Here is a 22,099-nt window from a genome sequence, read left to right on the forward strand (position 1 = left end):
TCGGCCGTCGGCGTCAGGCTGCCGGCGGTGCGGCACGTTCGATCCGCTGCTCGATGAGGGGGATGAAGGACGACTCGCCCTCGATGCCGATGCAGTCGAAACCGCAGCGCAACGCAGATTCTAGAGTGGTGCCCGACCCCGCGAACATGTCCAGGACCGTGCCCGCCGGCGGGCAGACGAGGGTGACGAGCCAGTCCATGATCGACAGCGGTTTCACGGTCTAGTGCTTCGTCCCGTCCGGTGCGACTGGACGTTCGCGGACGTTCGCTCGGCCGGCGTACCGGAACCCGTCCGCGCTCTCGGCGATCGTGAAGAACCTGCTGGGGCCGCCGATATCGTCGTGCTCCCTGCCCGTGTGAGTGGCACCCCACCCGTTCCCATGCGTTGCCGCGCGCCGGGGCTGTCCGCTTCGGGAGCGGCCGACTGGATGCTGCGCGTCAAGGAGCGCGGCCGCTGCCGGGTCGAGGATCGCGTTCGAGGGCTGACGGCCCGGTGCGTCGCAGTCGGTGCGAGGTCGCGTCCCGAAATCACCGAAGACCGCATTGCCGCCGTTGAGCGTCCCGAACCTCCCATGCGCGTTCTTCGTCTTCGACTCGGTCTCGTCGGCGGCGTTGCGATACGGGACCATGGAGGCGTCGATGTTGAGCGCGCCGGTCCCCCAGCGGGCCTGGTTCTCGGCGACGGTGCCGACCAGGGGCTTGCGGGCCATGACGATCGGCTCATGCCCGCTGCGGAGCATCCCCGGTGCTTTCGCGAACGTGTCCGCGCGGATCCAGGCGAGGATGTCGCGGACTTCAAATCCGGCCAGCCGGATGGAGATTCCCATCAGATCGAGGGTCCGGGCGCCCGCGAAGGAGACGAGGAAACTTCCTGGTTTCAGGACGCGCAGGGCCTCCGCCCAGAGTGCCGGGGGCGGCACGAACCTGTCCCATTTCCGGTCCATGAACCCGGCACCGCCGGGGATGAAGTCCCGCTCCCCGCTGACCCATTTCGCCAGGGTCCGCTCGACTTTCGTTTGCGGGAGGGATGTCAGCCCGTACGGCGGATCCGTGACGATCGCGTCGATCGAGTCGTCGGGCAGCTGCCGGAGGGATTCCAGGGCGTCGCCGTGGAGGATGCGCGCATGTGCCATAGGGGCCACATACCCGCATCGACGGCGTTGGCTGCCGCGGGCGTCAGTGCCCTTGCGCCCACCAGGCGCGGAGCACGAGGCTCCAATGGCGGGAGGCGATGACGACTACGGCGCCGGCGACTGCTCCGATCAGGATCTTCATGCCCTTCACATACCCGGTTCGGGCCGGATCCTGCGGTCAGGTCCGGAACTTCCGGTTCAGGGCCGTCTGGTCTGGGTGCTGCAGGTTGCAGACGAACCCTGCCCGGCAGGCGATGTCGTGAACGTAGGCTCCGCGGATCCCAGTGGTGTCGAACGCAATCACCCATGCGGGACGATCCCGCGAGCCCTGGGCTGTGAACGATTCGATGACCTGGGCGGACGGGAACCTGGCGTTGCCGTTGATTCGAGCGCAGAGCTCCTGCACGGTGCACACGGCATCCCCCAGGTCGAGGATCTGCAGGTGGTAAACGCTCATTCGGGCACCATATTCGTCACGGCGTCCTTGTCGGGCACGAACCAGCCGGGAACGACCGTGACCGGGATCCCCTCACGCTCCCAGAGAGCGACGATGGCAGGGTTGTCATCGATCGCTGCGACGATCCGGAACCCGCGGCCGCGCAGGCTGCTGAGGATGTCGGCTTTCACCAGGTCGTCGTGACGGTTGTCGTCGTCGGCGCGCATGAGCAGCAGGTCGTGGCAGATGTCCCACTTCCGGAGCCACCGCCTGGTCAGATACTCCCACTGCCGCTTGCGTGCCGTGACGATGATGATCGCGTTGCCCGCGTCACGGTGACCCTGCACCCAGTCGAGGGTCTCCGGGATCGGCGGGCATAGGGCCGAAGCCTTGTGGAAGGCATCGAAATTACGCCGAAGCTGATCGGCGAGGACGTAATGGCGGATTCCCCGGACATCGCACAGGGTCCCGTCAACGTCCACGATCACGGCGTCTCGGATCATCTCGGTCATGGTCACCACATACTCCGTCAGGACCCCACGGGAAGAGCTCCCGGGACTCACGCGGAGAACTACCTCCCCTGAAGGATCCGCTCAGCAGACGCGAGCGCGGCGACCTCAGCCGGGGTGAGTTCGGCACCCTTCTCGAAGATCTGGCCGTCACGGAGATGGATGACGGTCTCATTCAGCGCTGCAAGAGCGTCGAACGCAGCCGGAGGCTCCGTCCGGTCCTCGACGGTGGTCACGGGCTCCCAGCCCTTGTACTCGGATCGGGCGAGGGCCTGCTCGAGGATTCCGAGTACCCGGGCGATTCGGTAGCGTCGTGCCGCACCCGCAATAGCGGGTACGGAGAGGCCAATACAAAAGGCGAAGGCGACGGTGAGGATCAGCGCCCGGAAGACCGGATCGATCCATTCGAAAGACATGTCGCCGTTGAGCCGGGATCTATCGCGCGCCACGGTGACAATCACGTCGGCAATTCCAGCTGCACCGGCGACGAACATGGCACCGGCTGATACCGAGGCTGCAACTCCGGCGTGCGAACCCATCAGCATCACGCCCACTCGCAGAGCGATGACGCAGGCAAGGCTGAAGAAGAGGAAGTGCGCCATGGAGAAGACGAATGCCGCCGGCTCTCGGTGGGCTACCAGCATCAGATCAGTTGTCGTCGGCGTGCGCGTGATCAGCATGAACGAAGCCGTCTGCGTCGCGACGGCGACTGTGAGGACGCCGATGACGATCGCGTTGGTGGGCCGAGTGAGCGTGTCCCGCGTCAAGTAGTTGGCAGGATTTCTTCTCTTTCAAAGGTGGGGATGGTGGGGTCGGCCAGGCCCAGGTGCACCTGCATCGGCCTGTTCCAGGCGATCGCCTCGTGCGGCCGCTCGGTGTTGTACTCGACCCGGTAGTCCTCGGCGCGTTCGATCAGCGTCAAGGCGTCGGGGATCTCATCGAGGAACAATCGCTCGTACTTCAGCGTCCCGAACCCGCGTTCGCGTGACCCGTTCTGCCCGGGCGAGCGCACCCTCGTGCGGACGTGCCGCAGCTCGGGGTGCCGCATGATGAACAGCTCGAAGTTCAGCGACCGGAACGGGCCGCCGTTGTCGGTGACGATCGTCACCACCGGCAGCACCTCACCCGTCTCTTCATCGACCTGACATTCGTCGACGAGCGGGTGCTCGAACATCTGCTCGTAGTCGGCGAGGGCGAGTTCGATCGCGGCGATCGCGTCGTACTGGTTCGCGGTCGGCGACACGTGGAACGGGTACTCGAGCTTCGAGTACCAGTCCCGGCACCCCGCGATCCGCCAGGTGTCGACGACGCGTGAATACTGACCCTCAGACGTCGGGGAATTTTGACCCCCTCCGACCACTCTTGGAGGGTGATCAGTTTGGAAGATTGGGCGGAGATCCGCCGGTTACATAGGGCCGAGGGCATGCCGATCAAGGCGATCGTGAGGCATCTCGGGGTGGCACGGAACACGGTGCGGGCGGCGCTCGCGTCGGATGTGCCGCCGAAGTATCAGCGGGCGGGTAAGCAGTCGTTGGTTGACGCTGCCGAGCCCGAGGTGCGCAAGCTGCTGGCTGTGGATGCGAAGATGCCGGCGACGGTGATCGCGGAGCGGATCGGGTGGGAGCACTCGCTGACGATCCTGAAGGACCGGATCCGGCAGATCCGGCCCGAGTACGCGGGTGTCGATCCGGCGGACCGGATCGTTCACGAGCCGGGGCAGGCCGCGCAGATGGATTTGTGGTTCCCGGAGCCGCGGATCCCGGTCGGGTTCGGGCAGGCGGGCATGCTGCCGGTGCTGGTGATGACGCTGACGTTCTCGAAGTTCCTGTCGGCGGTGATGCTTCCCTCGCGTCAGGCGGGGGATCTGCTGGCGGGCATGTGGCAGCTGATCGCGCAGGTCGGGGCGGTGTCTAAGACGCTGGTCTGGGATCGGGAGTCCGCGATCGGCGGGAAGGGCGTGGTCACGCAGGCGGCGGCTGCGTTCGCGGGGACGCTCGCGACGAGGGTGGTGTTGGCGCCGCCTCGGGATCCGGAGTTCAAGGGCATGACCGAGCGGAACAACGGCTACTTCGAGACGTCGTTCCTGCCCGGCAGGCAGTTCGCGTCGCCGGTGGACTTCAACGCGCAGTTGGCGGACTGGTTGCCGCGCGCGAACTCCCGCACGGTCCGTTCCCTCGGTGGACGTCCCGTCGATGTTCTGGACCGGGACCTCGCCGCGATGACGCTCCTTCCCCCGCACCCGCCGGCGACGGGGCTGCAGACGAGGGTGAGGCTCGGACGGGACTATTACGTCCGTCTCGACGGGAACGACTACTCCGTTGATCCGCGGGTGATCGGCCGGCTGCTCGATGTCACCGCGACGCTGACCCGGGTGATCGTGATCTGCGAGGGGCAGGTCGTCGCCGATCATGAGCGCTGCTGGGCGAACCATGCTGTCGTCACCGATCCCGTCCATGTCGAGACCGCGAGAGGGCTGCGGGCGACGTTCTCCGCGGCGAAGCGAGACCGCGAGCGTCAGCAGACCCTCGCCCGCCCTGGGGAGCGAGTGATGTTCCGCGACACGTCCGACTACGACGACCTGTTCGGGGTCCGTTTCGACCCGGCCACCGGGGAGGTGTTCTGATGGGCGCCGCGACGGACACGGCCGCAACGCTCGGCTACCTCTCTCGCGCGTTGAAGGCCCCGACCATCGGGCGGGTCTGGGAACAGCTCGCGACCACCGCCCGGGCGGAGGGGTGGTCGCATGAGGAGTATCTGACCGCGGTGCTGCAACGCCAGGTCGCCGACCGAGAGGCCAACGGCACCGCGTTGCGGATCGGCGGGGCGCACTTCCCTGCAGTGAAGACCCTCGAGGACTTCAACGCCGACCACCAGCCCTCGCTGCGCCGCGACGTCCTCGCGCACCTGGCGACGACGACCTGGATCCCGAAAGCGGAGAACGTGATCCTCCTCGGTCCTCCCGGGGTCGGCAAGACCCACCTCGCGATCGCGCTGGGGCACAAGGCCGCCCACGCCGGCTACCCGGTGCTGTTCGACACCGCCACCGGCTGGGTGTCACGCCTGCAGACCGCGCACCAGAGCGGGCGGCTCGAGCAGGAGCTGAAACGACTGCGCCGCTACCGGCTGCTGATCATCGACGAGGTCGGCTACCTGCCCTTCGACGCCGACGCGGCGAACCTGTTCTTCCAGCTCGTCGCGTCCCGCTACGAACAGGGCTCGATCCTCGTCACCAGCAACATGCCCTTCGGCCGTTGGGGCGAAATCTTCAGCGACGACATCGTCGCGTCCGCGATGATCGACCGCCTCGTCCACCACGCCGAGGTCCTCACCCTCGCCGGCGACTCCTACCGCACCCGAGCCCGCCGCGAGCTCCTCAAGACCCCGCCCGCCACCACGGCAGCGGAACACTAGAAACACGACCCAGGGGGTCAACTTTCGCCGACGAAAAGGGGTCAGTTTTCAGCCGTCGTTGACACCAGGTCCCACCGGTCGTGGTCTCGAACTCGCTGAAGTCCAGCTGCCAGACCTGGTTCGGTCCGGTCGGGTTCCGCGCGAACGCTGCCTTCCGCTCCTTTGCCAGCTCGCGGCGCTGCTTCTGGTACTCCGACGGCAGGATCAGCCCGTCATCGCGCATCAGGCGCAGCACGGTCGCCTGCGACACCTTGTGACCGTCGTGCCGAGTCAGCGCCCAGATCTTCCGATGCCCCCACGCCGGCTTCGCCAACGCATGCCCCGTCACCAGCGGGCGGGCGGCGTCCCTTGCAGGCTGCGGCCAGGGCCCCTTCGTCGGCCGGTCTTGCTTCGCCTTGGCCTGCCAGCGCCGCCAGGTGCGTTCGGGCATGTCGATCAGGCGGCAGAACCTCGAGGTCGACATGCCCGCCTCCATGCGGATCACCTCGAGGTCCTCGAAGGGCCCAACCGGCCCTCCGCACTCTTCTTCCACACCCGAATCTCGACGGCCGCCTCGCCCAGCGCCTGGGTCAGATCGGCGACCTCCGCCTCGAGCTGCTGCTCCCGGGTCGACGGCCCCGTCTTGCCAGCGGCCAGGCCGGTCTTGCCAGCCTCGAGGAAGTCCGCCTTCCACCGGCCGATCGACTGCTCGCTGACCTTCTCACGCCGAGCCGCTTCAGCGATCGTCATCTCGCCGGCGAGGATGCTCAGCACGATCCTCGTCTTCTTCTCCACCGGGATCACTGGTGGTCTACCCATCGTCAAACACTCCGCTCAGGACTCAATCAATCGTCCTGCCACAAAGTCTGACGCGCGACACCCCCAGCACCGGAAAGGTCCGTGCTCGTGCGCGCGGCCGCACCGGCACGCGCACCTTCCCGGCCGGGACGACGCACCTCATGGCGGCATCTAAGCTGGCACGGAAGATCAGCGCCGAACACGTCACGAACGTCATGTTCGTCTTCCAGGGAGCAGGGCCTTCCGGTCTTCCCGCGTCCGACTTCCAGGTCGTGGTCACTACGACGGCGGAGGCTGGCTGATGGTGCGCGTGAGGCCCCGGTCCGAGGCCAGGCTGGTCACGTCCTACCGTCGGCAGTTCCCTGAAGGAGCGCCCGTGCTGCAACTCACCCTCCGCTAGGGTTTGTTCGATCAGACGCGCATCCCCACGCAGCTGACCGACGTCGTCACGCTGATCGGACAGGCTCATGGCCGGTCGTGCCGGCACGGGTTCGCCGCGACACTCAGCGTGGACGTCGCGGATCAGATCCGCGTGAGGGTGACGGATTGGGTAGCCGCCCGCAGGGCTATCGATGGCGTGGAACGAACCGGCCCCGTTCGAGAAGGCACGCACGGACAGAACCATGGACCTGGAAGACACACTGGTGCGCATCGAGAACGAGCTCACCGCGCTCGCAACGGGACAAAAGAAGGACGCTGCGCACATCCTCGACCCCGCCGGATAACGCCCGCTCCGCGCCCGGGTGTCAGAGGGTGACGTTGACTTCGAGGAGCACCTGCGGCTCCTTCACGTCCTGCGCGACGAGTGCACGCTGTTGACGTTCCGCAAGCTCGCTGGACAGTTCCACGATCGCCTCCACCGCGCCGTGCACAGGGATCCAAGTCTTCGCCGCATCCCATGTCATGGTCCGATGCTCCGGCGGGTCCCCGATCAGCTCCACCGGCATGAACAACGGCTCGTCCGGGAACGACCGTGCGACCCCGACCCGGCGAACTCGAACGACCGCGTCGGGGAGCCCGAGCGCGGACAGCACCGACCACAGTGCGTCGCGGATGTCCGCGTCCTGCACCCACAGCCCGGCCTGCACACGTTCGAGGACGTTGTCGGTGACGCGTGCCCACTCCGGCTCGTCGACGGGGATCTGGAACAGCAGCTGACCGGAGCCATCCGTCATGCCGTCCACACGTTCCGCAGCAGGCAACTCACCCTGCGCGAACGCCTGCAACGTCTCCGGGTACGCGAGCCGCAGAAGGTCCTCATCCACAGGCACCGGGAACAACGCCGTCAGCATCGCCAGCAGCTCCGGTTTCGGATCCAGAGGCCGCCCGTCATCGTCCAGCAGACCGACCGCAGCGACCGACATGTGCGCCCTCGACCAGGCGACCAGAACCGTCGCCGCATCCGGAGCAGACTGACGTGCCGCGTGCCGGACATCGTCGAACGCGGTGATGGCGGTACGCGTCGTCAACGGCATGACGTGGCTTTCGGGAAGGTCACGTCAGCGACGATATCAACCGTGTATGTAATGGCGCCACACGATCGTGTGAAAGATCAGTAGCCAGATCAACCAGCCAGTCGTGGCGACTGGACCACCGCCGCGGCGATAGCCGAACCCGACCCCCATACAGAAGAGCTCCCCTCGCTGGCGCTCGGGTCGCCGTGTCGTCGTGCGTCTCGTCGGCGTCTGGTTGTCGTCGTGTTGGCGTCCTGCGCCCTGCGGGCTTGGCGTTTCGTTCTGGGCGTGTGCGTCCTGTGTCCGGACTGTCCCGTGCCGTGCCGTCTCGTTCACGTTCCGTGCTTCACGTCGGCGTTCTGTGGCACGTGTTGTTCCCGCTGCGCGGCGTGCTGTGCACGCTTCGCGTGCGCGTCACCCGGGCTGTGAAGGTCGGGTCGGGTGGTTCGGATGGTTCAGCGCTGCGCGCGTCATGGCCGGGTCTCGTGGGAACCGTCCGGTCCTGAACGTGACGTCACTTCCCGTCACGTCCCGTCACCACCGCGTTCGTCGTGCGCATCATGCCGCCGGCAGGCCGCATGCGCAGCATGCGACACCTCAGCCAAACCCCGGACCCTGCCGCACGTATGAGAAGTGACCAGGCCCACCCTCACGACCGGAACCCACAGACAGCGAAGCCGCGCCCGAAGGGCGTCGGCGAAGCGCACACGACAAGATCAGGACGCCGTCCAGGCGGCCGGATCGTCGTGTGCAACGCAACCATCCCGCGCGAAGCGCAACGCCACGACCCCGCCACGGAACACCCCGCCCGCAACGCAACGTGAAGCAGCGACACCCATGCCGGGAACCATCGCATCAAGGGTCGGAGCTGACGGACAGAGGTTCGGGCGGGGGCGTTGCGGGCGCTTTACGCCGACGCGGCGCCAGGTATGTGCGGGCGGCGGTGTTCCCTAAAGCGCCCGTAGCGTGCACGTGTTCCGCGCGTTTCGTTCGCAGGGGTGGACGGTATGAGACCTGCCCCGGCTGTTCGCGCATTCCAATTCACTCGTGCGGGCGAAATGCACACCAGCCCGACGGACCTCGGCAACGCTGCAGCGTCGGCGCTGGCGGCTGCCCCGTCGGGGTCCACGTTCGTGATCGTGCGCACGCCGACGGGGTTGCAGCATGCGCTGGTCGCACCTGCGTCGGACGGTGTCGAGTCGGTGGCGTTCGCGATCGCGAAGGCGATGAACGCGCATTCGGAGGAGCTCGATGATGTCCCCGATCTGACCGGCGCCCCGCACGTGACGCGGCTTGCTGTCACCGCGGGTGTGACGCCCCGCCCGGACACGATGGCGGGCGCGGATTTCACGGTGTTCTCCCGTGTCGTCGGGGACCTGCTGAAGCCGGGCGAGTGGGTGGCTGCGTCGATCCGGAAGCCGACCCGCGCGGAAGTGAAACGCAACGACCTGTGGCTCACGCATCACGGGGTTCGCACGCATCATTCGCTGGTCCCGAACGCCACGGCGATGCAGTTGTTCGCGGGCGGGACGACCCGGCAGCGGGCGCGGGACACGATCGTCCGCGCGGCCAGCGCGATCCCCGGTCTGGGGTTGACCGTACGCGCGGAGACGATCACCCGGGCAGGTGCTGTCGCCGCGTTCACCACGTCCGCGTGCGCGCTCACCGCCGGCGGGATCGTGTGGGGAATCAGCACCGGGATCTGGTGGCCCGGTCCCGGCGTGTCGGAACTCACCGCGGCGGCTCTCGCCACTGTCGGCGCCGGTGTCGCCACCCGCCGGCTGCCGTCTTTCGACCGGACCGTGCGCACCCTCACCGGCTCCGGACTGGTGCCTGTCGCCCCCCGCCGGTTCGGGGCCTGGCATCCCCCGAAGGCAGCATCCACGGCGTTCGACAAGAACACCGGGCAGCACCGTGAGGTGCCCGCGCAGGACGGCGACTACCCGGCCGCGGCAACCACGTTCCTCGCCGGCCCGCACATCCCGATCGCACTGGTCTCCCCGCACACCGGTGCCGCGTCCGGCGCGTCGACAACCGCGACCCGGTCCGTTCCCGGTGAGCTGACCGAACGCATCGGCCCGGAGTGCGGGCAGACCGACGGGCTCGTCGTCCACTTGCCGTTCGCGAAGCTGTGGGGCGGGATCGGCGCGATCGGTCAGGCCGGGTCTGGGAAGACGGCGCTGCTGGAGCACCTGTGGGGGTTCATGTCCGCCGAACGCGTGCACCCGTCCGGCATCGACGACGCGCCGGTCACGCACGCCCTCATCGGGTTCGACACGAAAGGGGACGGCCGTGCCGCTCGCGAGTACGCGACCTGGTCCGCGCACGCTGGCGACGCGGCGACGACCTTCCACACGGCGGACCGGGAACAGCAGGAGGGCATCGACCTGTTCCCGGTCCTTCCCGGTCAGAGCGCACGCGACTGGGCTCGTGTCGTCACCGGTGCGCTGCAGTACGCGTGGGGTCCGAAGTCGATCGGCCCGCAGTCGTTCGACACGCTCACCGCGGTCCTCGCCGCCGCGCTGCTGATCTCCCAGCGCCCGGACGTTCCCGGGGCCGTCACCATCCAGAAGGTCACGCAGGGAGCATCCCCGTGGTACTACGCGGACATCCTGCTGCTGAATCAGGGTGACGACGTCGCCGTCGAACTTCACGCGGCTCTCGCGAACGCGGCCGTGCAACCCGGCGCGGACCCGGATGGCGAGCTCGCGAACGCGGTCGCCCGGCTGTCCCCGCTGTTCGGAAGCCCGGGCACCGGGTCGGGTGTGACGCCGACGCAGCGGCGTTCGCTCGCGGACGCGCCGCGCACGAAGGTGTCCGCGCTCACGTCCGCGGAAAGCTGGTGGGCCCGGCCGGTGCAACGCAGCTGGGATGAGCTGCTCGAGTCGAACGCCGCGGTGATCGTGAACTTCGGGAAGTCCCCGTCCGGTGACGACTCGGACGAGGTGCTGATCAGCGACCTGGCGAGCCTCATGCTGTACTCGCTGCGCGCAGCGATCAAACGCACCTGTGACGGCTGGTTCGAGCAGAACCGGGCGGTCAGCATCTTCGCCGACGAGGTGAAGCACATCGCCGCGGTCAGTGCGGACGTGATCAAGTGGGCGCGCAACGACGCCCGCGCGTACGGGGTCCGTCTGGTGATCGCCACGCAGACCCCGGACACCCTCGACCCGGAGCTGCGGCGGATCATGCTCGGGCTCGCGTACCTGATCCTGTTCCGGCAGGAGGAGTCGCAGACGGTCCGGGAGATCGTGGACGCTCTTGTGCTGTCCGGTGCGGACTGGTCGACCGCGGATCTGGTGAACCTGCGGCAGTTCGAAGCGATCATCCGCGCGACCGGTCCTGCCGGGAACCGGCTTGAGCCGTTCACGACCCGGTTCCCCGATTACCGCGCCGCCCGGGACGCACAGCAGGTGGCATGATGCGGCTCGCTGACATCCCGTCCTCCATCCCCCGTTCCCCGCACCGTGCGGCCATCCGGCTGGACCCGTACTGGGACGGTCTGTGGAATCTCGGCAGCGCCGGCACGTGGCTCAGCCGCGGTCATTCGGACCGGTTGCGTGCGGCGGGCCTGATCCGCAACCTGCCGTCCCGGCTGCGCACGAACCCTGCGGACGCGATCGGCCGGTTGCCCGGGAACCTGGACGTGAAACTGGATCTGCTCGGCGCCGTGAACGCGTGGCGGACGCTCACCGGGGAGCAGCAGGCGGCGTTCAGCGGGCGACGCGTGTTCGATGCGCAGGATCAGATCATCGGTGACCTGTTCTCCTCCGACCTGATCGATGCGGGGACGATCTGGAACCCGGAGCTGGAGACCCGGCTCGCAGACCGTGCCGCGCTGTACCGTCCGTCGAACAGCGACGCGTTCGACCGTCACGTGGCGCCGCTGCTGACGTTCGCGGAACAGGTGTCCGTGACCGGCGGTGAATCGTGGATCGCGGGCGGGCAGTTCGCCCGTCACAACATCCTCACTGCGGAACTGTGCCTGCGGCTGGCGGAGTTCGCGAACGTGGCCGCCGTGTTCGGGGAACGGGACGCGAGAGTGCGCACGCTCGCGTACACGGGTGCGGGTGCGGCCGAACCGCCCGGGCAGTCGAACAAGACCGCGGATGCGGTGATCGTCCGGCCTGACGGTCTGCGGATCGCGGTCGAGTCGACGGCGACCGCGGCGGGAACGGACTTCCTCCGGAAGGCTCGGGCGTGGGCGCAGGTCCTCGCCCGCCGGCCGCTCGCGGACACTGGCCTGGTGGTCCTGTTCGTCGGCATCGAACGTCTCGACCAGCGCAACACGGAGACGATCCGCCGGAAGGTCCGCAAGGAGATCGCGCAGGCGACCCGTGAGATTCCCGGCCTTGCCGGGAACCGGACCGCGGACCGCATGTTCCTGATGAGCTGGCAGGAGATGTTCCCCGCCCGCCATGAGGCGTCCGCGGACATGTTCACGCTCCGATGCGAACGACCGAACGGGCCTGGTGGCACGTGGGCGGAAGCGCACCTTCTCGATGAGGGGTCCGTGCCGTTCGACACGTCGGCGATGCGTGTTGACCCGCTGACGGTCGTGCACGCCGCGGCGGGCCTGCGTTCCACCCCGTTCTGGTTGCGCCGGGGCGTCCCGGACCGGCCCGCGCTGCATGAGCTCCCGCTGCGTCAGCAGGGCCTGTTCCCCATCCCGTTCGTCGGGCATCACCGGCGCACCGGGAAGACCCAGTCACTGGATGTGAAGGACCGTGCGATCGCCGCGCAGATCCGCCCACCAGCGCGTCTCCGGTACTGACCCGGACGCCCGTTTCATCCGCAGGGGTGGACAGTGAGCACCCCATCATCCGAGGAGGGATCGCATGCCCAAGATCTTCAACCAGTTCCGTGAGCAGATCCGGGAGGACGCCGACGACATCGGCGGGTTCTTCCACTCCCGCAAGGGCATGTGGACCGGCATCGGACTCGCCGGCGGCGTCGTCATCGGGTTCGTGTGGGTGGCCGTCGCGCAGCTGATCGGGTTCCTCGGATGATGAGCATGCCGCGCACCCCCGGATCCGTGATCGGCACCGCCGGCGCATCCCTGCAGGGCGCACCAGGGTGGGCGCAGAACTCAGGGGTTGTGAAAGCCGGACGTGACGGGGAGCTGCGGACTGCAGCCATCCTGAACCGGATGGCGTTGGAGCCCGGCGGGCCGACCGTCCTGCATGACCTGCGCATCCCGATCCCCGGGTTCACCGCGAACATCGACCATGTCGTCGTCGCCGGGGACCGGATCACCCTGATCGACTCCAAGGCGTGGGCGCCAGGGTTCTACTGGACACTCGGTGGTGTCACCCGCCGCGGGATGCGTCCGGTTCCGCACTGTGACAAGAAGACGCTGCCGACCGGGCGCCGCGCCCTCGAGCAGTACCTCGGATCGCGAACCGTCCGCAGCGCGACGTTCGCGTCGAGCGTCCTCGTCGTCTGGACCGAGCAGCCCGGCGCCTTCCTGTCCTGGCTGTACCGGCCGCAAGACGCGATGGTGATTCCCGGTCCGAGTCTGGCCCGGAAACTCCGCCGGGTCACCGGGCACGCACCCGCGAACCCGGTGCTCGTGCAGGCGCTCGCGAACCTGGTGAACCGTCCGGCATCGTTCAGGGAGGCCGGCTGATGGCTGCACCCCGTTCCGTCGCACCGCAGCCGAACATCGCACCGCTGGTGTTCATGGTCGCGGTTCTCCTGGCGGCCGCGGCGACCTGGTTCCGGTTGCCGGGCGCCGTGGTGCTGCTGGCCGGCATGGTCGCCTCGACGTTCTACACGGTCGCCCCGCCGATGACCGGCCGGAAAGACTCCGCCGGTTACCCGACCATCGGTAACCCGGGTGAGCGTCGTGCGATGCTCGCGCACCGTCGGTGGCGGTTCATCCGCTGGCGTCTGCTCCTCCCGAACCGGGAATGGCTGCTGAACGACGTCGACTGGTTGCGTGATGTCCGCGACCGTGCGGACCGTTTCGCGGTCGGCCCGCTGCACGCGCTCGCCTGGCCGGTGATGGTCGCCATCACGGTCGGCTGGCTGCTCATCCCCACCACGTTCTCGTCGCTGTTCGCCCTGTCCGCTGGCGCTGCGGTGCTGACCTTCCCCGTGGACGCCATCGCGTCCTGGGGTCTGTTCCCGGATGCGGACACGGCTGTGTGGCTGATGTGGCCGAACGCCGCGGCCGCGTACGTCGCTGTCATGGTGCCCGCCGCCGCGCGGCGCCGGTTCGCGGCCGAAGAGGACCCCATGCCGGACCTCGGGGTCGGGGACCTGATCGTGACGCTGCGCTCCCGTCGCGGGTGGGTGATCGCGGCCGCCGTGCTCGGCCCGATCCTCGCGGGCATTGCCTGCGGTTTCGGTGCAGTGCAGGGACTGGTGGCGGTGTCGTTGGCCTGGCTGATCTTCCCCGCCTGGCTGCTTGCCGTCGCGGTCGCAGTCGCCGTGGCCAGCACGATCTGGTGGTTGATCTGCCGCCGGCCGGGGCTCGCGGGCTGGCGGAACACGGTCGACGCCCGTCAGCTGTGGAAGAACCGCTGGGAGCCGGTGAAGCTGGACCCGCAGCCGTACCTGCTCACGCACACCCGGTACGGTGGCGACGAGTCTGCGCCTGTGACCGTGGACGTGTTCGATGCGCCGGCGTCGCTGGGCGCGTCCGGGGCGATCGCGCTCCGGGACAAGCTGTCCCCCGCCGTCGGCGGCGGGATGCAGGTGACGGTCCTCCCGGAGCCGGATGTGGACGGGAAAGGCAGCCCTGTTCAGGGCACGAAGCACCCGACACGGTTCGCGGTGGTCTGCTGGCCTGCGGACACGACCGTGGACATCACCGACCCGGCCGCGGACACGGACCTGGTTCGCACCCGGATCCGTGTCGCGGGAGCGCAAGCCGCTGTCAGCATCGGCTACCCGATTCCGTCCCTGCTCGACGTGACGCCGTTGTGGGGCGAGGAGTCCGCGGCCGCCGCATACGCGACCACCTGGGCTTGCCCGGACACGGACATCACCCAGGTCCTCCCCGCCATCGCAGGCGGTGTCGGCGGTGCGGCCGGCACCGAAGGCGTTCACGACCCGAAGCAGGGCGCCACCCTGTACGTTGGCGCGCTCACCGACGAGCGGACCACCTTCATGGATGAGAGCCTCCCGGCACGGTTCGAGGTGCTGGAGCGGGAAGCCCGCTGGCGACGCCGGTGGTCGGACGCGCTGAAGATGGGTGAGGCGCAGCCGGTGATCCAGTCCGCCGTCTACAAGACCGTGCAGATGCCGTCCGGGCAGACGATCGAGTGCCAGCCGTTCATGACCCCGCAGGGCGTCAGCGGTCTCGACTACATGACTCGGGACAAGGAGCAGAAGCTCGCCCCGACGCTGTCGAACGCCCCGTGGGTGCATGTGATCGGGTGGGAGGGTAAGGAGGACCGTCCCGGCAGCCGGCACCCTGGCGCGTTCCGGGTGCTGTGGTCGCCGACGTCGATCCCGCTGGATCCGGCACTGATCGAACCGGAGCCGCGTGGGCGCCGGTCCGATGCGATCCGCTGGGCCATGTGCGCCGCGGTGAATGCCGGGTTCGATGCGGCGAAGCTGCCCCGCCCGGAGGTCGTGTCCGTCGCTGCGCTGACGACGGTGGACTCGAGCGGTTACATCTGGGACATCCGGGTGCGCTTGTACGACGGGGTGACGCTTGCGGCGGTGAAGACCGCGAGCGAGAAGATCCGCTCCGGGATGGGAGCCACGCCGTGGCTGCGGGTGACCGCCATGCAGGACGGAATCCGGATCGTCGCCGGTGCGGATCCGGCACGCCGCGGTGTGGAGTTCACGCGACTGGAAGCCCGCAAGCTGTGCCTGGCGATGGACTGGGAGCAGTTCTTCACGGACGCGAAGCTCTCCTCCCCGGTGGATGGGACCGCCCCGCAGCTCGTGTCCACTCGGCGGCTGGCGACGAACGAGCAGGTCGAGGCGATGACGTTCACGCTCCCCCGCGGCCTGGCGCTCACGGATTTCCAGGAGCAGAAAGCGGTCGACAAGGTCCGGGCGGCCGCGAAGAAGGAGTTCATCAACATCCGCTCCGGCGATGAGCCGGGAACGTTCACGATGCTCGTCTGCGACGTGGACCCGATGCCGAGCCCCGCCCCGTTCCACTGGGACTGCCTCGGGGCGCAGTCGCCACGGTCCACCGCGTTCGCGACGAACGTGGAGGGCGCGCCGGTCCGCTGGGACCTGGACCTGGACTCGCACCTGCTGGTGCTCGGCCAGAACGGTTCCGGTAAAGGCATCGCGATGACCGTCATGGTCACCGACATGCTCATGAAGATGTGGGACGTGTATGCCGGCGACCCGATCAAGGGCTTCAACGACTTCGCGTTCGCCGACCCGTGGCTGAAAGCGCGGTCGACCACCTACGATCAGACCGCAGCCATGGCGCGGAAGTTCCTGGACCTGCTCGACGAGCGCAAGGAGCTGAACGCGAAGTACGGCGTGTCGAACATCCGCGACCTCCCCGATGAGGTCCGTCCCCGGATCGCGTGCTTGTTCCTGGACGAGTTCACGAGCCTGGTGATCCCGGACCCGGTCATCAAGCCGTCCGCGGACGCCGACGAACGCGAGCTTCGCCAGTTCGCGGAGGCGACACGCGTGAACGCGATCAAGCGGATCATCGCCGCGGCGATCGCCCGGGTGCTGCTCGAGGGCCGGGCGACCGGACTGGTGATGGTGCTCGCCGCGCAGAAGCTGCCGGCGACGCTGCTGGAGAAGATCCCCGGGGGCCCGACGATGAAGTCGCAGATGTCGCGTCTCGCCCTGGGCAAGATGAGTTTCGGGGACATGATGAGTGCGTTCACGGACGCGAAGAGCGCACTCGGGCTGCTGGGGCCGTCCGTCCCGCGTGGGCGCGGGATCTTCGAGTCCACGGCGCAGGCGGCGTTCAGTGTGCAGACCTGGTGGGCAGGCGGGTCGCAGACGGAGCACTTCGCCCGGATGGCAGAGCGGATCTCGTCCGTCCGGAAGGCGCTTCGCGACGAGGAGCGGCTGGACTTCGACACGATCACGGCGGCCGCGCCTGCCACGTCCGTATTCGGATCGGTCGTCGCAGACACGGAGGAACGCACGGAAGAGCAGGACATCGTCGATGTCGAGCTCGGGCTTGACGCCTCGGACTTCGACTTCGACACCCCGGCCGAGGAACCCGGCACCGAGGAACCCGGCACCGAGGACTCGGAACCGAATCGCGAGGACGCTGCGGCGGATCCGGGGAGCCTGTTCGACACGGTCGCCACCCCACGCACCACAGCGGTTGCGGCATACGACGACGGGCTCTTCGAGGACGACCCGCCCGACGGCGCCCCCAAGACCGCGACGGTGATCCCGGCCACGCGAACGCCCGTGGAGTCCGACGGGCTCTTCGACTGACGTGCCGGCCGTGCACGGTCCGCGGGCGCACCGTGCACGGCGTCCGATGCTCGCAGTATCGTCGTCATTCATCGGCCAGTACTGATTGGGGAACGATGCTGAGCTCACGAGAGTGCCGCGCGTGCGGGGAAGTGCATCTGGTGCAGCGCAACGGCCTCATGTCGATCCACACCAACGCCCACGGCGAGCGATGCGTGGAACCACCGCTCCACCTCCCGGCGACTCTGCCGCCCAGCGAGCTTCGTGCTCGCCGTGACGCAGAACGAGCAGCTGCGCGACGAACGGAACGAGCCGACGCGCAACGAGCGAACCGACGCGCACGCCCGCTGACATCACATGTCGATGAGGAGCGTGAAGCGGCGTTCTCCCTGGCGAACGAGAAACGTCGTGGGACTCCCCCGCCGGCCTCACCATTGGACCGCCGGATCTACGCGGTTCCGGGCGCGATCTCCGTGACGTCGGGTGGGCTCCCCGGCACGAACCGCTCCCACTGACCGGTCCGGGTCTGTCCGCACTTCACGACCGGCCGCCTGGAATGGTTCAGGCGGCCGGTCGTCGTGTGAGTGCGGTTACCCGGCAGGCTGCAGCTGCGCGAGGCGGACGAGCCGCGGGACGAGCTCGGAACGGCGCGGGTTGTTGCTGCGGGTCCAGTCGATCATCGCCGCCCCCTGTTCGAGCGTGAGCCCGTTCGAGAACTCCGGGTCCGGCCCGAGGTCCTGCAGGCCGCTGAGAACCCGCTGGTTGTTCCCGCCGCCGGTCTCGATGATCTTCGAGACGCTGACGACATGGCCGAGGAGGCCCTGCGCCTGCTTCGCGAGCTGCTTCGCCCGCTCCCCGAACTGCCGGTCGTCGGTGCGCTGCAGGCGGATGTGCTCGATCCCGTCCTCGTAGTACTTGCTGGGCTGTGTCTTCAGGAAGACGATGGGCCGGTTCGTGGGCTGCTTGCCGTCAACGCCCTTCCCCTCCAGGTCGACGTACACGATCGTGCCCTTGAACCCGTCGGCCTTCACGAAGTTCTCGGCGCGCTTCGCGGCCGCGTCGAACGCGCGCTGCTGCGGGGATCCGTCCTGCAGCATCTCGATGATGCGTGCGATCTGACTGGTGACGGCATCGTCGGTGGCGCCGACGCCGGCGGCGGTGATGGCGGACAGGGTGATCTGCGCCTTGAGGGTGTCGGTGATCTCGATGGTCATGGTCTGGTTCCTTCGATGCGGTTACTGGACGGTGGGCGTTTCGGTCGGGGTGTCCTGGACGAAGAACAGGTGCGAGTCGTTGCGCAGCAGCCGGCTGGAGCGTTCGTGCAGGCTGATGAGCTCTTCCACGCCGACGACCAGGAACTGCTCGGCGGTGCTCATCCACTTCTCGATGACCTGAGCGTTCTTCGCGAACGGGAACGGGCGGCGCTCCATGAACGTGAACAGCAAGCCCCGCAGCCGGGACTGGGCGCCGGCCTGGAAGGTGACCTGGCCGGTGAGCCGGTACTGTGCGCGCAGGAGCACCCCCGTGAGGACGTCATCGAATCGGCTGAGAGTTTCGGGCCGGATCGGGACGCCCTTCTCGTCCAGGTGCTTGTACGCCTGGGCGATGACGGAGCCGACGGCGATGGCGGCGTAGCTGTTCAGGTTCAGGTCGTCGCCGACGAGTTCCACGGACGGGAGTCCTTCCGGGCGGACCCGGATGTTGTTCTCGGTCATTCCAGCTCCTCGGGGCTGCGGTTCGTTCGGATCGTTCTCTGTCCACATACCCGGGATCTCCCCCGGCTGTGCAGGGTCGGGGATCCCGTCCCCGCCCGTGGTTCCAAGCCCGCCCTCCGCCGGAATCGCCGCCGGATGCGTGGGCGCACGCCCGGGCTCTTCAGCTGCGGCTGGTGCAGGTTCCAGGAGCTCCGTCGGGCGTGCACCGGCACCGGCCGTCACCGCGGTGTTTGCGGCCTCGTGGAGTGTGATCGGGAACAGGTCGTCACCGTGGGCGGGGATCAGCTCTACCGTGCCGCCTGTGGATGCCGCCGGTGTCAGCACCGGTGCGACCGATGGCGCCGGGGTCAGGTCGGGCTGCGGGAGCGGTGCGGAGAGTGCCTCGGCGGGTGCGGCGCCGGGGCGGATCATGGGGATTCCCAGATCGACGGCGGAGGGCTTCTGCCGGCGAGCCAGCTGGAACTTGTCGAGGTGCTCGGCCGGGGTGCCCGGTTCGGCGGCTCCGCGCTGGTTCGCGGAGGGGCAGGAGTTCACGAGGTCGCACCAGGAGCACAGGATCCCCGGGCGGGTTTCGAACTTCGCCCGGTCCGCGGACGCGTTCATCAGCTCCCAGGAGCCGTGATAGCCCAGCGCGGTGGTCTCCAGTTCCCGCTCGCTGATATCGACGTACCGCCATCCGCCCTGCTTCGCGAGGGCCGGGAACAGGATCGCCGCCTCGGCCGGGCGGACGCCGATGAAGTCCTCGATCGCGAGCGTGTAGAGCCGCTGCTGGTCCCCGTAATCGTCGGAGTGCCCCAGCTGGGGCTTCTTCAGCTTTCGTGGGTTGTTCGAGTTGTGAGTTGGGACCATACCTTCGCCACACAGAAACATGTGTTCGGGAGAATCCACCTCGATGCACTGGGAGGGGACGCTTGCGACAGGCCGGATGTCGGTGATGGTGCGCCGACGAGATTTGATCGGCATCCCATTCTTGAGTCGCGCGTCAAGCCTTCGAAGAGCGTGGGCGGCCGGTTCGACCTTGCGCGAAAGGTGGAAGGGGACAAACCCGGTCGGGGTGAATTCAACGCGGTAGCTTTCCTTCGCGCCTTCCCGTTGACCCACCGTGAAGCGCTGCACGGTGATCCCGAGTGAGACGAGCAATGATCCCATTGCGTCCGCGATCGCGCGGTTCGTGTTGACGAAGACTGCTCGCTTCCGCTGCCCGTTCCACGATCCGTCGGTGTCCATGAGGCCGCGTACGAGCTCGATCCGTTGCTGACGTGATCCACGAAGGTACTCGACAGGTACGTGCTTGTTTCGCAGGACGCCGATGGCGTCGAGCTTGAAGGCCAGTGAGACGTTGGTAACCAGGGGGAGTTCCGGCTTACGACCGTGGTACTTCGCCAAAGCATTCTCCGCAATGCAGGTACGACAGCCGTCGGCTCCGGTCCGCTTGATCAATGCTGGGCGAGTGCCCGCGCGTGGTCGTGACGGGTCCAGAACACTCCTGTCATGACCACGACGGCAAAGCGCGGGGTTCTGCTTCAACCAGATCTGGGGTGACGAGACGTTCGCGTACCGCTTGACCTTGAGCTCCCCGTCCCAGCGAGATGCCAGGTGAGACGACATCTCCGCAACGTCCTGATCGCTGCTGAAGATAGGCGAGGATGCCGACTTCCCATCCCCCAGCCAAGCTCCGAGGATGTACGGATCAATCGGAAGCGCCGCGGGGGGCAGTTCGATCGGTGCGGTGTTCTCGACGACGATCGAATGCGTGCGTCCCTCGACACGAAGTCTTTCCATTAGGTCATGAAGTGCTCGGGCCTCTACCTTGACCTTTGTGGACCACGCTCCGCTTGCGTCCATGACGCTGACAACCCAGTCATGGACGTGATCGGAAACGATCTTCTCGCCGTCGGAGAAGGTCAGCTCGTAGCAAGGTCTGTCATGCACGGCTGACTTAGAGAGCACCTTCGTGGGCAGTCCATTGGGTGCCAATACGTCGTCACCAACGCGAAGGTCGGCTACGGTGGTCCAGCCCTTGGGCGTCGCGACCCGGGTAGTGAGCGCCAGCCCTTTCTTGTAGTCCCGGACCGCGATCGTGCCGTTCACGTGCCCGGAGTCGTGGATGACGGTGATGATCTTCCGCGCCCACAGTCGGGCGTCTTTCGCCTTCATCACGGCGTTCCACGCGTCACCGGTGACACCCGCGTCTCGGAGGGCCGTCTTCCACTCGTCGTACGTGAGTTCCCGGTCCGTCTCGTCCGGGAACCCGACGAGCTCCGCCTCGAGCCGGACGAGGAGGTCCTCGAACACGCTGACGTGCACGGCCCCGGGCGCGTCCGCGGCGGACGGGATCCAATCGACCCGGTCCACGTGACAGATGGTGGGAACCCCGCCGGCGAGGTCGGTGACGATCTTCTGCTCGGTGGAGAGGACGATCGCCTTGGTCGGGTCCTCGATGTCGAAGATCCCGCGTGCGAGCCGACCGACGATCTCCACCCACCGCTTCCGGTTCGCGTCGTTTGCGCGCAGGGCGTCCTTGGTCTGCCTGGCGAGCTGGTCGATGGACCACTTCACCGACGCGTGCTGAAGCACCAGCTTGTCCACGGCCGACGGCGTGCGCTCCTCAGCGGGCAGCTGGTAGAGATCCTCGAACACGGCGTGCATGGCTGTGCCGATCTCGTTGTCCGCGAACGGGTCCTCGACGCGAGGGAGCAGGTATCCGGCAGCCATCGACGCGGGGCACTTCAGGGTGGCGCTGGATGCGGAGGCGCTCATCCTCTTGCGACGGACGCGGCGCACGGCATCAGGGTCTCCGAGGAGCAGGTGCCCGCCGGACCAGGCGACGTCGGTCAGCAGGGGTTGGGTCATGCAGCCCACATACCCGCATCCGCGGGATGTCAGCCGTTACGGGTGGGCCGACCCTTCCGCTGGCGCAGTGTTCGCCAACGGCGGTTCTTGCCTACTCCCGACAGGGATCGCCGCCGCTCGGCCCACCTGTCCGGCCCACCCGGCCCACCCCGGCCCAACACAAGTTGGGCCGGGTTTTGCCTTACTCCCGACTGGGAACACGAGGGGCCGGCCCAACTACTACTACTTACTGATCTACGTCTAGAAGAGAGAGAGAGTAAAGGGCGTCCCGGTTCGTCCTAGACGTGTGTTTTCACGTCCCCCTCTCTATACGTATGTCCCCCCGCAAAAACGATGGGCCGGTGGGCCGGGCGCACATTACCCTGCCCTGACCAGGGATTTCCTGCCGCGGACAGGTTGGGCCGGGGTTGGGCCGGCCCAACCTGAAAAGTGGGCCGGGCCCG

General features: G+C 67.7%; 19 protein-coding genes. 8 read left to right on the forward strand and 11 right to left on the reverse strand.

Annotation, left to right across the window (positions count from 1 at the left end; all coding sequences use genetic code 11):
* Window positions 1–13: 13 nt before the first annotated feature.
* From ACYQ1L_RS09980 to ACYQ1L_RS10005, 6 genes are all read right to left on the reverse strand, one after another.
* Entirely contained in the window at window positions 14–217 is a 204-nt protein-coding gene (locus tag ACYQ1L_RS09980) for a DNA methyltransferase (protein ID WP_460004014.1), read from the reverse strand.
* A 3-nt stretch (window positions 218–220) separates the two neighbouring features.
* Window positions 221–1,132, reverse strand: coding sequence for a hypothetical protein (locus tag ACYQ1L_RS09985; protein ID WP_460004015.1), 912 nt, complete (start codon window positions 1,130–1,132; stop codon window positions 221–223).
* A gap of 178 nt (window positions 1,133–1,310) precedes the next feature.
* On the reverse strand, window positions 1,311–1,589 hold the full coding sequence (locus ACYQ1L_RS09990; RefSeq protein WP_460004016.1) for a hypothetical protein: 279 nt from the start codon (window positions 1,587–1,589) through the stop codon (window positions 1,311–1,313).
* Window positions 1,586–2,080 (reverse strand): phosphatase domain-containing protein, encoded by a 495-nt coding sequence (locus ACYQ1L_RS09995; RefSeq protein WP_460004017.1) that lies wholly within the window; start codon window positions 2,078–2,080, stop codon window positions 1,586–1,588. The genes ACYQ1L_RS09990 and ACYQ1L_RS09995 overlap by 4 nt, the downstream gene beginning before the upstream one ends.
* A 59-nt stretch (window positions 2,081–2,139) precedes the next feature.
* Window positions 2,140–2,844, reverse strand: coding sequence for a hypothetical protein (locus ACYQ1L_RS10000; protein ID WP_460004018.1), 705 nt, complete (start codon window positions 2,842–2,844; stop codon window positions 2,140–2,142).
* Window positions 2,841–3,437, reverse strand: a complete 597-nt coding sequence (locus ACYQ1L_RS10005) for an integrase core domain-containing protein (protein WP_460004019.1) — start codon at window positions 3,435–3,437, stop codon at window positions 2,841–2,843. The genes ACYQ1L_RS10000 and ACYQ1L_RS10005 overlap by 4 nt, the downstream gene beginning before the upstream one ends.
* Window positions 3,438–3,446: 9 nt before the next feature.
* Here ACYQ1L_RS10005 and istA point away from each other — a divergent pair, with 9 nt between their 5' ends.
* Window positions 3,447–4,700: an IS21 family transposase gene (istA, locus tag ACYQ1L_RS10010; protein ID WP_460003682.1), complete on the forward strand. Its 1,254-nt coding sequence runs from the start codon at window positions 3,447–3,449 to the stop codon at window positions 4,698–4,700.
* Window positions 4,700–5,488 (forward strand): IS21-like element helper ATPase IstB, encoded by a 789-nt coding sequence (gene istB, locus ACYQ1L_RS10015; protein ID WP_460003683.1) that lies wholly within the window; start codon window positions 4,700–4,702, stop codon window positions 5,486–5,488. The genes istA and istB overlap by 1 nt, the downstream gene beginning before the upstream one ends.
* Here the strand turns inward: istB and ACYQ1L_RS10020 are convergent.
* Entirely contained in the window at window positions 5,451–5,963 is a 513-nt protein-coding gene (locus tag ACYQ1L_RS10020; RefSeq protein WP_460005798.1) for an IS3 family transposase, read from the reverse strand. The two genes, istB and ACYQ1L_RS10020, sit on opposite strands and share 38 nt — an antisense overlap.
* 5 nt (window positions 5,964–5,968) lie before the next feature.
* Complete coding sequence (locus ACYQ1L_RS10025; RefSeq protein ID WP_460002273.1) at window positions 5,969–6,286, reverse strand: transposase; 318 nt, start codon at window positions 6,284–6,286, stop codon at window positions 5,969–5,971.
* A gap of 140 nt (window positions 6,287–6,426) precedes the next feature.
* Between ACYQ1L_RS10025 and ACYQ1L_RS10030 the strand changes: the two genes are divergently transcribed.
* Window positions 6,427–6,567, forward strand: a complete 141-nt coding sequence (locus ACYQ1L_RS10030; protein ID WP_460004020.1) for a hypothetical protein — start codon at window positions 6,427–6,429, stop codon at window positions 6,565–6,567.
* Window positions 6,568–7,011: 444 nt separating this feature from the next.
* On the opposite strand, the gene ACYQ1L_RS10035 is transcribed toward ACYQ1L_RS10030, so the two are convergent.
* On the reverse strand, window positions 7,012–7,740 hold the full coding sequence (locus ACYQ1L_RS10035; protein ID WP_460004021.1) for a hypothetical protein: 729 nt from the start codon (window positions 7,738–7,740) through the stop codon (window positions 7,012–7,014).
* 1,037 nt (window positions 7,741–8,777) lie between these two features.
* On the opposite strand from ACYQ1L_RS10035, the gene ACYQ1L_RS10040 reads away from it, so the two are divergent.
* The 5 genes from ACYQ1L_RS10040 (at window position 8,778) to ACYQ1L_RS10060 (ending at window position 17,109) form a co-directional block, all read left to right on the forward strand.
* Window positions 8,778–11,141, forward strand: a complete 2,364-nt coding sequence (locus ACYQ1L_RS10040) for a type IV secretory system conjugative DNA transfer family protein (protein WP_460004022.1) — start codon at window positions 8,778–8,780, stop codon at window positions 11,139–11,141.
* Window positions 11,138–12,493 carry a hypothetical protein gene (locus ACYQ1L_RS10045; RefSeq protein WP_460004023.1) on the forward strand — a complete coding sequence of 452 codons (1,356 nt, stop codon included), beginning with the start codon at window positions 11,138–11,140 and terminating at the stop codon, window positions 12,491–12,493. The genes ACYQ1L_RS10040 and ACYQ1L_RS10045 overlap by 4 nt, the downstream gene beginning before the upstream one ends.
* 64 nt (window positions 12,494–12,557) lie before the next feature.
* Entirely contained in the window at window positions 12,558–12,728 is a 171-nt protein-coding gene (locus ACYQ1L_RS10050) for a hypothetical protein (protein ID WP_460004024.1), read from the forward strand.
* 5 nt (window positions 12,729–12,733) lie between these two features.
* Entirely contained in the window at window positions 12,734–13,348 is a 615-nt protein-coding gene (locus ACYQ1L_RS10055; RefSeq protein WP_460004025.1) for a nuclease-related domain-containing protein, read from the forward strand.
* Window positions 13,348–17,109 (forward strand): hypothetical protein, encoded by a 3,762-nt coding sequence (locus ACYQ1L_RS10060; RefSeq protein ID WP_460004026.1) that lies wholly within the window; start codon window positions 13,348–13,350, stop codon window positions 17,107–17,109. Before ACYQ1L_RS10055 ends, ACYQ1L_RS10060 begins: the two co-directional genes overlap by 1 nt.
* Before the next feature lie 569 nt (window positions 17,110–17,678).
* On the opposite strand, the gene ACYQ1L_RS10065 is transcribed toward ACYQ1L_RS10060, so the two are convergent.
* Both ACYQ1L_RS10065 and ACYQ1L_RS10070 read right to left on the reverse strand, forming a co-directional pair.
* Window positions 17,679–18,302 (reverse strand): hypothetical protein, encoded by a 624-nt coding sequence (locus tag ACYQ1L_RS10065; protein ID WP_460004027.1) that lies wholly within the window; start codon window positions 18,300–18,302, stop codon window positions 17,679–17,681.
* Between the two features lie 21 nt (window positions 18,303–18,323).
* Complete coding sequence (locus tag ACYQ1L_RS10070; RefSeq protein WP_460004028.1) at window positions 18,324–21,656, reverse strand: PD-(D/E)XK nuclease family protein; 3,333 nt, start codon at window positions 21,654–21,656, stop codon at window positions 18,324–18,326.
* Between the last annotated feature and the right edge of the window lie 443 nt (window positions 21,657–22,099).

This window comes from Microbacterium xylanilyticum (assembly GCF_054654695.1).